This window comes from Micromonospora sp. WMMB482 (genome assembly GCF_019038635.1).
Classification (GTDB): Bacteria; Actinomycetota; Actinomycetes; order Mycobacteriales; family Micromonosporaceae; genus Micromonospora; species Micromonospora marina.
Window position 1 is genome coordinate 6,202,242 of record NZ_JAHOPD010000020.1, and the last position, 13,386, is coordinate 6,215,627.

The following is a 13,386-nucleotide window of genomic DNA, read 5'->3' on the forward strand; positions in this document are numbered from 1 at the left end:
GTTGCGGCGAACGCCGGCCTTCGGAGCGGGGAGCGCATGAACGAGCAGACCGCCATCCCGGACCGCGTGGAGATCGTCCTGGACGTCCTGTCGGGCGTGCTGCCGGCCGGGGTAACCGCCGACGCCGACACGCCCCTGGGCGACCTGGGGCTCGGTTCCCTCGCCGCCGCGCGGCTGCTGCTGGAGGTCGGTGCCGCGTTCGGCACCGACCTGCCGACCGACGCACTGCGCCGCTGCGCCACCGCACGGGAACTGGCCGGGCTGGCCGCCCGCGCCGCGCCCGCCGGGTCGGGGCTGCGTCCCGACGTACGCCCCGACCCCGCACGGCGGCACGAGCCGTTCCCGCTCACCCCGCTCCAGGAGGGCTACCTGCTGGCCAAGGCGACCGGTCTGCCCGGCTGCCACCTCTACCGCGAGTACGACATCCCCGGCCTGGACGTGGACCGGCTGCGCGCGGCGTGGGGGCGGCTCGTCGGGCACCACGAGGCGCTGCGGCTCGTGCTGACCCCGGACGGGCGCCAGCGGGTGGCCGAGCGGCCGCCGGACTGGACCATGCCGGTCGGCGACGACGCCGAGGAGGTACGCCGGCGCCTCTCCCACCACTCCTACGGACCGGCCGACGAGCCGCTGTGGACGGTCGAGGTGACCCGTGCCGCGGACGGCGGCGGCGTGCTGCACCTCAGCGTCGACGCGGCGATCGTCGACGGCGCCGGGCTGGAGCTGATCGTCGAGCAGCTCCGGGCGCTCCACGACGACCCCGGGCACGAGCTGCCCGCCCCCGGCGCCGCGCTGCGGGACCTCGGCGTCGCCCTCGCCGCCCACCGCGACGGCGACGGGTACCGCGCCGGCCTGGAGTACTGGGCCGACGCGCTGCGCGACCTGCCGCCCGGCCCCGCCCTGCCCACGTCCGGCGCCGAGCCCGGCCCGGTCCGGGTGCCGTACACGGCGGCGCTGACGCGGCGCGAGTGGACGGCGGTGACCGCGTACGCTGCCGATCTCGGCGTCTCACCGACCGCTGTGGTGCTCACCGCCTTCACCGAGGCGCTGCGGCGGGCCGGCGCGGACGCGGCGTTCTCGCTCGTGCTCACCACGAACAGCCGGCTCTGGCTGCCCGCCGAGGCGGCGCGTGTGCCCGGGCCGTTCACCTCGACCGCCGTGTTCGTCGCCGAGCCGGCGACCGGGCGGCCGTTCGCCGAGGCCGCCCGCGCGGTCCACGACCGGCTGCGCCGCGACCTCGAACACGCCGACGTGCCCGGCGTGGCCGCGCTCCGCGAGCTGCGGTCCCGCCGGCTACCGGTACCGGCGCAGCTTCCGGTGGTGTTCACCAGCCTGCTCGACGTGGGCGGGACCGGCGCCGACGGACGGTACGCGGTCAGCCAGACCACCGGCGTCACGCTCGACGCGCAGATCGGCGAGCGCGACGGGGAGCTGCGCGTGCGGTGGGACGTCGCGGAGGACGCCTTCGGCCCGGGTGTCATCGCCGCGACCTTCGCCTGGTTCGTCAACACGCTGCGCTGGCTGCGGCCCGTGCCCGACGACGCCGGCCGGGCCCTCAACGACCTCCAGCAGGCGTACTTCGTGGCCCGGACCACGGGCGGCACCGGGCCGTGGAGCGGCTGTCAGGTGGTGCACGCCTTCGCCGTCGACCGGTTCGACCTGCCCCGGCTGGAGGCGGCCTGGCTGGGCCTGCTCGCCGCGCACGAGCCGCTGCGGACCGTCGTCACCCCGGACGGACGGCTGGTCACCGGCGAGGACGTGCCGGACCGGTGGCACATCCCGGTGACCGGGCCCGGCGGGCCGTCGTGCGACGCGGTGCAGCGGGACATGGTGGGGCGGGCCTTCCCGCTCGGCCGGCTCCCCCAGGGTGAGCTGCGCGTCCAGGTGGACGAGGCCGGCGCGGCGACCGTGCACGTGGCGCTGGACCTGCTGGTGGCCGACGGCCGCAGCATCCACCTGCTGCTGCGCGAGCTGATGCGCCGCTACGCCGAGCCCGGCACGCCGGTGGCCGGGCCGCCCCGCGCGCCGCAGGCGGCACCGGACCCGCACGCCCGCCGGTACTGGCAGGACCGCCTGGCCGACCTTCCGCCCGGCCCGCCGATCGAGGCGCGCACCGGGCCGCGGCGGCGGCGTACCGCCCGGGTGCCGGGCTGGACGCGGATCCGGCGGCTGGCCCGGGAACGCGGCCTCGCCCTCGACGCGCTGCTCATGGCCGCGCTCACCACCGCGCTCGGCACCTGCCACCACGACCGCTTCGCGGTGCCGCTGGTGCGCTGGACGCCGCGGTCCGAGCCGTTCCGGCCCGCCGAGCTGACCGCGCTGAGCTGGCTGGCCGCCGGCGAACCGGGCGAGGACCTGCTCGACCTCGCCCAGCGCTACGACCGGCAGATCACCGCCGACGCGGCGGCCGACGGCGCCTCGGGCCTGGCCGAGCTGCGGCGGCTGGTGCTGCGGCGGATGCGCGACGGCGGCGGCGGGTACCCGGTCGTGTGCACCGGGCTGCTCGAACTCGGCGACGTGCCGCTGCCGGACGGCGTGCGCGCCGGCCCGTGGCTGACGTGCACGCCCGACGTGGCGCTGGACTGCATCGCGATTAACGAGGGCGACGACACGCTGCGGCTGTTCTGGGACGCCACCGAGGGCGCGATCGGCGACGACGACCTGGACCGGATCTTCGACGCGTACCGGTCGGCGCTGGCCGAACTGGCCGACCTCAGCGACGTCGTGTACGGGTGGAACGACACCGCCGTCGAGTTCCCGCACGCCGGGCCGGTGCACCTGCTGTTCGAGGCCCAGGTCAGGGCCCGGCCCGAGGCGGTGGCCGTACGCGGGCGCGGCGGGACCACGTCCTTCGGTGAGCTGAACGCGGTGGCGAACCGGATCGCGGTCCGGCTGCGCGCCGCGGGCGTCGGCGCCGGGTCGGTGGTCGGGATCAGTGTCGACCGGGGGCCCCTCATGGTCGCCGCCGTGTACGGCGTGCTCAAGGCCGGTGGCGCCTACCTGCCGGTGGAGCCGTCGCTGCCGCCGGCCCGGGCCGCGCTGATGCTCGCCGACGCGGGCGCGGTCGCGCTCGTCACGACGAGCGACCTGGGCCTGCCGGCGCCGGGAGGGCCGGACGGGATCGCCGTGGTCCACGCCGACCGGGTCGGTTCGGCAGCCGTGCCGGACCCGGAGCCGTGCACCGGCGAGGACGACCTCGCGTACGTCATCTTCACCTCCGGCAGCACCGGCCGGCCCAAGGGCGTCGCGGTCACCCACCGGGCCGTGCACAACCTCCTGCACTGGGCGCGCCGGACGTTCCGCTTCGGACCGGAGGACACCGGGCTGTGCGTGACGTCGCTCGGCTTCGACCTGTCCGTGTTCGACATCCTCGGGCTGCTCGGCTACGGCGCCTCGATCTACGTCGCCGACTCCGAGCAGCAGAAGGACCCGGCGCTGCTGCTGGACGTCCTGCTGCGGGAGCCGGTCACGTTCTGGAACTCCGCGCCGACCACACTGGCGCACGTCGTACCGCTGACCGCCGCGCACCGCGGCGGGCCCGGCACGACCGACCTGCGGCTGGTGTTCCTCAGCGGTGACCACACGCCGCTGTCCCTGCCCGGCGAGCTGCGGGCCTGCTTCACCGCCGCCGAGATCGTCAACCTCGGCGGGGCGACCGAGGCCACCGTGTGGTCGAACTGGTACCGCGTCGGGACGGTCGATCCCGGGTGGCGCAGCATCCCCTACGGCCGGCCGATCGACAACGCCCGCTACTACGTCCTGGACGTCGACCGGCGCCCGTGCCGGCCCGGCGTCGAGGGCGACCTCTATATCGCCGGGGAGGTGCTCAGCTCCGGCTACCACAACCGGCCGGACCTCACCGAGGACCGGTTCGTGCCGTGCCCGTTCGGGCCGCCCGACGACCGGATGTACCGCACCGGCGACCGGGCGGCGTTCCTGCCGGACGGCAACCTGACCTTTCTGGGCCGGGCCGACCACCAGGTGAAGATCCGCGGGTTCCGGGTCGAACTCGGCGAGATCGAGCACCGGCTGCGCGGCCACCCGGGCGTCAAGGACGCGGTGGTGGTGGCCCGCGAGGAGGGCGGCGAACGCAAGCTGGTGGCGTACCTGCTGTCCTCCGGTGGCGTCGCTCCGGCCGTCCGCGACCTGCGGGCCTTCGCCGCCGAGACGCTGCCGGACTACATGGTGCCGAGCCACCTGGCGGTGCTGGAGCAGTTCCCCGCCACCGACAACGGCAAGCTGGACCGCGCCGGGCTGCCGTGGCCGCTGCCGCCGGTCCCGCCGGCCGCTGCACACACACCGGTCGCGCCGCCGGAACCGGCGGACGCCCCGCCCGCGCCGGGTGTCCGTCAGGTCCTCACGGAACTGTTCGCCGACCTGCTCGGCGAGACCGTCGACCCGGCCGCCGACCTGTGGGACCAGGGCGCCACCTCGTTCACCATGGTCCAGGTCTCGGCCCGGCTGCACGAGCGTCTCGGCACCCGGGTGCCGGTGGCGGCGCTGCTGGAGCACCCGACGATCGACGGCATCGCCGCGCACCTGTCGCCCGGCCCGCCGGCACCCGCACCCGTACCCGCGGGCCCGCCCCCGGCCGCCGTGCCGCCACCGCGCACTGTCGACGTGCTCTCCCCCACCGAGCGGTCCGCCTTCGCCGCGGCGCGGCTCGACCTGCGCGACGACGGCGAGGCCGTACCGCTGCCCGGGGATCGCCCCGCGCGCGGGCGGTACCGGCGGCGGGCCTCGCGCCGCGACTTCCTCGACCGGCCGGTGCCGCTGTCCACCGTGGCGGGCCTGCTGAGCCTGCTTCGCCCGCTGACCGACGGCGACCGGACGCGGCGGCTGTACCCGTCGGCGGGCGACACCTACGGCGTGCAGGTCTACGTCCACGTGCCCGGTGACCGGGTCACCGGGCTGCCGGCCGGCGTCTACTACCACCACCCCGACGAGCACACGCTGCGCCGCGTCGATGACGGAACCGCCCTGGACCGCACCGCGCACTTCGTCTACAACCGGCCGGTGTACGACCGGGCGGCGTTCCAGCTCCTCCTCGTCGGGCAGGCGCGGGCGATCCGCCCGCTGTACGGCGACGACGCCGACCGGTACCTCGCGCTGGAGGCCGGCTACCTCGGCCAGGTGCTGATGGGCGCCCAGGCCGACCACGGGCTGGGGTTGTGCCCGATCGGCGCGGTCGCCGAGGCGCCGGTCCGCGCCGCGTTGCGGCTGGACGACGACCACGTGTTCCAGCAGGCGTTCCTGTGCGGTCCGGTGACGCGCGACGACGAGGCCGACACGTCCGCAGCCGGTCCGCCGTCCGCCGCCGGGCCCCGCGAGATCGCCGTGGTCGGGGTCGCGGGCCGCTATCCCGGCGCGGACGACGTCCTGACGCTCTGGCGCAACCTCGACGCCAGCCACTGCGCGATCACGCCGCCCCCGCCCGGGCGGGGGGACGGACCGGCCGGCGGCTACCTGTCCGGCCTGGAGACGTTCGACAGCATGGTCTTCGGGATCGCGCCGGCCGAGGCCGCCGTCCTCGACCCGCAGGTACGCGTGCTGCTCGAAGTGGTGTGGGCGTGCCTGGAGGACGCCGGCCACACCCCGGCGTCCCTCGGCCGGGTCGGTGTCTTCGTCGGTGTGATGTGGCACGACCACCGCCTCGCCGGCACCGACCGGTGGCGCGACGGCGACCCGGCCCGGATCTCCGGCACCGGGTCCGAGATCGCCAACCGGATCTCCCACGCCTTCGACTTCCGCGGCCCGAGCCTCGCCGTGGACACCTCCTGCTCCTCGGCGCTCACCGCCCTGCGCCAGGCGGCCGAGAGCCTCGACCGGGGCGACTGCGACGCCGCCGTGGTCGGCGCGGTCAACCTGCTGGGACATCCGTACCACGCGGCGGTGCTGCGCGGGCTGGGCCTGGTCGCCGAGACGCCGCACCCGGCACTGGACGCCGCCGCCGGCGGCTGGTCGCCCGGCGAGGGCGCCGGCGCCCTGCTGCTGCGCCGGCTCGGCGACGCGCGCCGGGACCGCGACCGCGTCGACGCCGTGGTGGAGAGCACCTGGGTGGGGCACAGCGGCGCGACGAACCGGTTCGGCACGCCCGACGCGGCCACCCTCGCCGGGTCGCTCGCCGAGGCGGTGAGCCGGGCCGGGCTCACCCCCGCCGACATCGGGTACGTCGAGTGCGCGGCCTCCGGGGCCGTACTCTCCGACGCCGCCGAGATCGAGGCCGTGGGCCGGTTCCTGGCCGCCGCGCCCGGTCCCGAGGGGGTACGCGTGCCGATCGGCACCCTCAAGCCGAACCTGGGTCACGCGGAGGCCGCGTCCGGGCTCGCGCAGCTGACCAAGGTGCTCCTCCAGCTGCGGCACCGCCGGCTCGTACCGACCCTGCTGGCGGAGGCGCCCCACCCGCTCGTCGACCTCGGCGCGCTGCCGGTGCGGTTCGTGCGCCGGTCCGAGCCGTGGACCGGCGTCCCGCTGCGCGCGCTCGTCACCGCCGTCGGCGCGACCGGCACGGTGGGGCACGTGGTGCTGCGGTCCGACGAGGAGGAACGATGAGCAACCCGTGGATCAAGGGCCCGGCCGCCCCGGACGCCCCGATGCTGCTGTACTGCGTCCCGCACGCCGGCGGCGGCGGCTCGTTCTTCCGGCCGTGGCGCGCCGCGCTGGAGCCGTACCTGGGCGTCTGCCCGGTCGTGCTGCCCGGCCGGGAGTCCCGCCTGCGGGAGCCGCCGTACACCAGCATCGACCGTCTCGTGCCGCCGCTGGCCGCCGCGATCAGGGCGCACGCGGACCGCCCGTACGCGTTGTTCGGCCACAGCATGGGCGCGGTGGTCGCCTACGAGACCGCCCGGCGGCTGTCCGCCGGGGCGGGCGGCCCGGCGCGGCTGTTCGTCTCCGGCCGGCGCGCGCCGCACCTGCCGGCCCGCCGGCCGGACCGGCACACGCTCGGCGCGGACGAGTTCCTGCCGGCGGTCGCGGCGCTCGGTGGCACGCCGGACGAGGTGCTGCGACGGCACGACCTGATGGCGTTGTTCCTGCCGGGGCTGCGCGCTGACTTCGCGGTCAACGAGACGTACCGGCAGTTGCCCGGCCCGCCGCTGCGCTGTCCCGTGTCGGCGTTCACCGGCGACGCCGACCCGGAGGTCGACGTGGTGGAGATGCGTTCCTGGGCCGATGTCACGTCGGCCGGCTTCAGCCTGCGGGTGTTCAGCGGCGGTCACTTCTATCTGGCCGGTCCGCCCGCCGAGCTGGCCGAGGCGCTGCTGGCCGATCTCGCCGTGCGGTCCTGAGACGGTCCGGGGACGACGAAACGGGACGGGCCCTCCGCCCGTCCCGTTCCCGTTTCTCCGGTGCTCAGGCCGGCAACGAGGCCACGACCTCCTGCGTCGCCTGGAGCAGGATCCGCGCCATCGTGCGTAGCTCCTCCTCGGTCATCACCAGCGGCGGCACGATGACGATGGTGTCGCTCGGCGCCGAGTGGATGATCATGCCGAGCTCCCGGCACCGCTCGGTGATGCGCGTCGCCACGCCCAGCTCCATCGGGAACGGCTCGCGCGTCTCCACGTCGGCCACCAGCTCGACGGCGGCCAGCAGGCCGCACTGCCGGACGTCACCGACGTGCGCGACGCTGCGGAACTTGTCCAGCTCCTCGGCCAGGACCACGGCCTGCGCCTGGCCGTGCCGGATCAGGTCGTCCTTCTCGAACAGGTCCAGGCTCGCCAGCGCCACGGCGACGGCGAGCGGGTTGCCGGAGAACGTGTGCCCGGACAGCAGCATCTTGCCGTCACCGCGGAACGCGTCGAACACCTCCTTCGACGCCATCGTCGCCGTCAACGGCATGTACCCGCCGGTCAGGCCCTTGCCCACGCAGAGGATGTCGGGCGACACGCCGTCGGCCTGGCAGGCGAACATCGGGCCGGTACGGCCGAAGCCCACACCCAGCTCGTCGGCGATGAGCAGGACGCCGTACCGGCGGGCGATCTCGGCGACCCGGGCCAGGTGACCGTCGCGCGCGACGATCATGCCGCTGACGTTCTGCACGCGCGGCTCGACGAGCACGGCGGCCACCTCGTCGCCTTCGCGCTCCAGCACCTCCTCCAGCGTGTCCGCGCAGGCCAGGTTGCAGTTGTTGTTGCACAACCCGCAGCGGTACGCGTACGGCTGGGCGAACGAGCTGGTCTCGCGCAGCAGCGGCTGGTAGAAGTTCTTCAGGATCGTCATCTGGCCCACGGACAGCGCGCCGATGGTGTCGCCGTGGAACGCCCCGCCCATGGACACGAACTTGTTGCGCTGCGGCGAGCCCTTGAAGACCCAGTAGGAGTACGCCATCTTCATCGCCGTCTCCACGGCGCTGGAGCCGGACTCCAGGAACAGCACCTTGTCGATGCCCTCCGGGGCGAGCCGGACCAGCCGGTCGGCGAGTTCCGCCGCGCCCGGGTGGGTCATGCCGTAGAGCGTGGTGTGCGCGATCTTCGCCGCCTGCGCGGCCAGCGCCTCGTTCAGTTCCCGACGCTGGTGGCCGTGGATGTTCACGCCCAGCGAGGAACCCGCGTCGAGATAGCGGTTGCCGTCGCTGTCCACCAGGTAGACACCCTCGCCGTGGGTGATCACCAGGGGCTTGGCGCTGAGGTAGGCGTCGGTGGGGGTGTACGGGTGCCACACGCGCTGCTGGTCCAGCGTGCGCAGGCGTTCGGTCTCCGTGGTTTCGAGGTCCATGCGTCGGCGCTCCGTCATCGAAGGGAACCAGGACAACAGCACGCAGTCCACCGGAACAGGGCCGGTGACGTCTGCGCAGTAGTGCGCAGGGTGGCCGGTGCTCAACTCTGAGCAGAGGTGTCGGCATGGCCCGGAAATGCTCATCCGGAGCCGGCGCCGACCGGTGCGGCCGAACGCTGGAGAGGGGACGCCGACATGACGACCTCCGAACAACCGGACCTGATGTCACCAGCCGCACGGGAGACGGCCTACGACACCTACGCCGCCCTCCGCGACACCAACCCGGTCTCCCGGGTCCGGATGCCCACCGGCCAGGACGTCTGGCTGGTCACCGGCTACGACGAGTGCACCAGCTTCCTCACCGACTACCACCGGTTCAAGACCAGCCCGACCGTGATGCCCGAGGGCATGGAGGCGCCGTCGCTGCCCGAGGCGGTGGTACGGCTGCTCGGCGGCAGCATGGGCAGCGTCGACCCGCCCGAGCACACGCGGCAGCGCCGGCTGGTGCAGCAGGCGTTCACGCCGCAGTACGTCGAACGGCTGCGCCCCGGCGTCCAGCAGATCACCGACCAGCTGGTCGACGGGCTGCTCGACCGCGAGGGACGGACCTTCGACCTGGTCGAGGACTTCGCGGTGCCGCTGCCGCTCACCGTGATGTCCGACATGCTGGGCATCCCCCGCGCCGACCGGGACCGGTTCCGGCTCTGGTCGGAGCTGCTGCTGTCGCTGGACCCGACGTCCGCGCAGTCCGCGCCGCAGGGCATGAGCCCGGCCGAGGTGATGGCGGAGATCGAGGAGTTCGTGCGCTACCTGGACGCGCTGATCCAGCGCAAGCGCGCCGAGCCCGGCGACGACCTGATCTCCGGGATGGCCCTGGCCGAGGCCGACGGCGAGCGGATGAGCGACGACGAACTGCTGAAGATGGTGGCGCTGCTCGTGGTCGGCGGTCTCGGCACCACCCAGCACCTGATCGGCAACATGGTCCTGGCACTGTTCCGCAACCCCGACCAGTTGCGGCTGCTGCGCGACAAGCCCGAGCTGGCGCCGGGCGCCGTCGAGGAGATGCTGCGCTACCACGGCCCGATCGAGATCAGCTTCCCGCGGTTCGCCGCCGAGGACACCGAGATCGGCGGCGTGCCGATCAGCCGCGGCGAGATGGTCATCGGGGTCCTCGCGGCCGCCGACCGCGATCCGGGCCGCTACCCGGAGCCGGACCGGCTCGACATCGAACGGACCGCGAACCGGCACCTCGCGTTCGGCCGGGGCGCCCACATGTGCCTGGGCGCGCCGCTGGCCCGCGTCGAGGGACAGGTCGCCATCACCACGCTGCTCGCCCGGATGCCCGACCTGCGCCCGGCGGAGAGCCTCGACGAGACGCCCTGGCGGCCCGGGCTCACGCTGCGCGGGCTGACCGCGCTCACGGTCGAGTTCTGACCGGGCCGGCACGACCGGCTCCCACTGCGGTTCGGCCGGCCGGCCGGTGAGCATCCGACCGAACCGCAGAGGGAGGAGACGACGTGGCGAACGCCATCGTCGCTGACGGGTTACGCAGACAGTTCGACAAGGTGACCGCGCTGGACGGCCTGGACCTGGTGGTGCCGGAGGGCACCATCACCGGGATCCTCGGGCCGAACGGCGCGGGCAAGAGCACCGCCGTCCGGCTGCTCACCACACTGCTCGCCCCGACCGGCGGCCGGGCCGAGGTGGCCGGGTTCGACGTGGTCACCCAGGCCGCCGAGGTACGCCGGGTGATCAGCCTGTCCGGGCAGCACGCCGCCGTCGACGAGAACCTCTCCGGGTTCGAGAACCTGGAGATGCTGGGCCGGCTGCTGCACCTGGGCTCCCGGCAGAGCCGGCAGCGGGCCGACGAGCTGCTGCAACGCTTCGACCTCGTGGACGCCGCCGGGCGCCGGGCGAAGGAGTACTCCGGCGGCATGCGGCGGCGCCTCGACCTGGCCGCCGCGCTGATCCGTACGCCCCGGGTGCTGTTCCTGGACGAGCCGACCACCGGCCTGGACACCCGGAGCCGGACGGCGCTCTGGGACACCATCGGCGAGCTGGTCTCCGGCGGCATGACGCTGCTGCTGACCACGCAGTACCTCGAGGAGGCCGACCGGCTGGCCGACCAGATCGTGGTGATCGACCACGGCCGGGTGGTCGCCCGCGGCACGCCGGACGAGCTGAAGCGTCGGGTCTCCGGCACCAGCCTGGAGATCACGGTCGGGCCGGACGCCGACCTGACCGCCGCACAGGCGGTGCTCACCTCGCTCGGCACCGGTCCGGCGAGTGTGGACGAGGCCGCCGGCCGGATCTCCGTGCCGGCCGGCGACGGGGTGGACACGCTCCTGGCCGGCGCGCGGCTGCTGCGCCAGGCCGGCGTCCCGGTCCGGGACGCCGCGCTGCGCACCGCGACGCTGGACGACGTCTTCCTCGCCCTCACCGGCGGCCCCGGCCCGCGCACCGGCGACGAGCCCGTCAAGGAGACCGTGGAGGAGAAGCAGTGAACGCCGTCGTACTGGCCTTCGGTGAGGGCGTCGTCGTCGCGAAGCGCAACCTGCGGATGATCCTGCGCGTACCCGAGATGCTGCTCAACGCGGCCATCGCGCCGGCGATGATGACGCTGCTGTTCGGCTTCATCGTCGGCGGCGCGATCGACGTGCAGGGGGTGCCGTACCGCGAGTACCTGCTCGGCGGCATCTTCGTGCAGGCGGTTCTCTTCGGCGCCGTCAACACCGGCACCGCGATCGCCGCCGACCTGCGCAACGGCATCGTCGACCGGCTCATGTCGATGCCCATCTCCCGCTCCGCCGTGCTCGTCGGCCGCACCACGAGCGACCTGGTGAACAGCGGCGTGGTCATCACCGTCACCGCGCTGCTCGGCCTGTTCGTCGGGTGGCGCAGCCACACGTCGCTGCCCGAGGCGGCGCTGGGGTTCGGAATCCTGCTGGCGTTCGCGTACGCGCTGTCGTGGCTGATGGCCGTGGTGGGGCTGGCGTCCCGGGCGCCGGAGGCGGTCAGCAGCACGGGCTTCACCATCGCCATCCCGCTGGGCTTCCTCTCCAACGCCTACGTGCCGATCGACTCCATGCCGGGCGTCCTGCAACCGGTCGCCGAGTGGAACCCGGTCTCGGCGATCGTCCAGGCGGTCCGGGTCCAGTTCGGCAACGTCGACCCGTCCACCGCGCCGGACGTCTGGCCGCTGCAACACCCGGTCGCCGCCTCCGGGCTGTGGATCGGCGCGCTGCTGGCCCTGTCGATCCCCCTGGCGATCGCCCAGTTCCGCAGGTCCGCCGGGCGCTGAGAACGACGACTCCGCCCGCGCCGTCGGCGTGCGGGCGGAGTCGTCGTCCGCGGGGCCTACTCCACCAGGACGCGGTCCGGCGCGCGGCGGCGCAGCCGGCTGGAACGCCGCAGCGACCGCAGCCACATCAGGGTGCCGCCGCCGTCGAGCAGGAACGACAGCATCGCCAGCGCGAGCACGTCCGCCCAGGTGAACTGGCCGGTCATCTCGTCACCGCGGAAGAAGCCGACGACCCGGACCAGGTAGAACCACAGCAGCGGGATCGTCGCGGTGAACAGGACGGCCAGGGCCACGACGCGGCCCAGCACCCAGACCACCGCGTAGATCCGGATGGTGCGCATCTCGCCGCGCCCGACCCCGGACTGGTCGATGAGCCGGCGGCGCAGCACCCGCCGGACGAGGTTGCGCAGGTAGGCGCCGGTGTCGGCCATCAGGCTGCGGGTGTCCAGCGCCGTCGTGATCAGGTAGTAGAAGTCGGTGCGCAGGAACAGGAACGTCTGCCAGAGCAGCCGGATGAACGAGGTGAACAGCACGCCGGCCACCACCAGCCGCACCGGCTCCGGCAGGCCGAGGACGCCGACGTCGTTCAGCCACAGCGTGATGAACAGCAGCGCCGCGCCGATCACGTCGACGAGCGGCCCGACCAGCACCGCGACGAAACGCTCCCGCTTGGACGCCATCCACATCCCGGACAGGTCGGTCTGCGCGACGATGGCGTACATCTGGTTGCCGACCGTCATCCGGGCCGACGTGCCGGCGGCGCGCGCCCCCACGACGTGGGCCAGCTCGTGCAGCCACACGCCGATCACCGCGATGCCCAGGACGACCAGCAGGTAGGCCCAGAAGTGGGAGTGGAACATGAGGCTGGACGGCCCGGGCACCAGCCCCGGCCGGTCGACGGCCATCGCGACCGCGACTGCGACGACCACCGCACAGACGGCGAGCACCGGCCGGCTCAGCAGGCGCCGCGCGGCCTGGGGGGACAGCCACTCCAGATGCCCGCCGCGTCGTGGCCGGCGCGGGCCGGCCTCCGGCGGCGGATCCGGTACGCCGGCCGGGGCGAGGAACCCCTCGTCGGCCAGCGCCTGGAGGAACGCGTCGGCGTCCGGCGACGCCTCGTGCGTCGCCTCGAAGCGGCGGACGGCCTCACCGACCGTGGCGCCGTCGCGCAGCCACTCCAGCAGGTCGAGGCCCTCGGCCGGGATGGACAGGTAGACCTGACGACTGTCGTCACCGATCACGGCGAAGTCACCGTCCCTGCGGGCGGTGTACGGCCGGACCAGGACCGGTGCGTCGAGGGCGAACTCGGTCACTGTGGGACCTCTCCTCTGACGGTGCGGGACTGGGCGCGAGGGCGGGGGTCCGGCAGCCGGACC

General features: G+C 74.3%; 7 protein-coding genes. 5 read left to right on the forward strand and 2 right to left on the reverse strand.

Annotation, left to right across the window (positions count from 1 at the left end):
- Window positions 1-36: 36 nt before the first annotated feature.
- Complete coding sequence (locus KSK32_RS30165) at window positions 37-6,549, forward strand: non-ribosomal peptide synthetase (RefSeq protein ID WP_216934912.1); 6,513 nt, start codon at window positions 37-39, stop codon at window positions 6,547-6,549.
- Complete coding sequence (locus KSK32_RS30170; RefSeq protein ID WP_216934913.1) at window positions 6,546-7,283, forward strand: thioesterase II family protein; 738 nt, start codon at window positions 6,546-6,548, stop codon at window positions 7,281-7,283. The genes KSK32_RS30165 and KSK32_RS30170 overlap by 4 nt, the downstream gene beginning before the upstream one ends.
- A 64-nt stretch (window positions 7,284-7,347) precedes the next feature.
- On the opposite strand, the gene bioA is transcribed toward KSK32_RS30170, so the two are convergent.
- Window positions 7,348-8,709, reverse strand: a complete 1,362-nt coding sequence (gene bioA / locus KSK32_RS30175) for an adenosylmethionine--8-amino-7-oxononanoate transaminase (RefSeq protein WP_216934914.1) — start codon at window positions 8,707-8,709, stop codon at window positions 7,348-7,350.
- A 195-nt stretch (window positions 8,710-8,904) separates the two neighbouring features.
- Here bioA and KSK32_RS30180 point away from each other — a divergent pair, with 195 nt between their 5' ends.
- From KSK32_RS30180 to KSK32_RS30190, 3 genes are all read left to right on the forward strand, one after another.
- Window positions 8,905-10,143 (forward strand): cytochrome P450, encoded by a 1,239-nt coding sequence (locus tag KSK32_RS30180; protein ID WP_216934916.1) that lies wholly within the window; start codon window positions 8,905-8,907, stop codon window positions 10,141-10,143.
- Window positions 10,144-10,226: 83 nt separating this feature from the next.
- Window positions 10,227-11,213, forward strand: coding sequence for an ATP-binding cassette domain-containing protein (locus KSK32_RS30185; protein WP_216934918.1), 987 nt, complete (start codon window positions 10,227-10,229; stop codon window positions 11,211-11,213).
- The gene (locus KSK32_RS30190) at window positions 11,210-12,010 is read left to right on the forward strand and encodes an ABC transporter permease (RefSeq protein ID WP_216934920.1); all 801 of its coding nucleotides are present in this window, start codon (window positions 11,210-11,212) and stop codon (window positions 12,008-12,010) included. Before KSK32_RS30185 ends, KSK32_RS30190 begins: the two co-directional genes overlap by 4 nt.
- Before the next feature lie 56 nt (window positions 12,011-12,066).
- On the opposite strand, the gene KSK32_RS30195 is transcribed toward KSK32_RS30190, so the two are convergent.
- Complete coding sequence (locus KSK32_RS30195; protein ID WP_216934922.1) at window positions 12,067-13,323, reverse strand: hypothetical protein; 1,257 nt, start codon at window positions 13,321-13,323, stop codon at window positions 12,067-12,069.
- Window positions 13,324-13,386 lie beyond the last annotated feature (63 nt).

Coding starts and splice junctions, on each gene's coding strand:
- bioA (WP_216934914.1), bottom strand. CDS start 8,709: ATGGACCTCGAAACCACGGAGACCGAACGCCTGCGCACGCTGGACCAG.
- KSK32_RS30180 (WP_216934916.1), top strand. CDS start 8,905: ATGACGACCTCCGAACAACCGGACCTGATGTCACCAGCCGCACGGGAG.
- KSK32_RS30170 (WP_216934913.1), top strand. CDS start 6,546: ATGAGCAACCCGTGGATCAAGGGCCCGGCCGCCCCGGACGCCCCGATG.
- KSK32_RS30165 (WP_216934912.1), top strand. CDS start 37: ATGAACGAGCAGACCGCCATCCCGGACCGCGTGGAGATCGTCCTGGAC.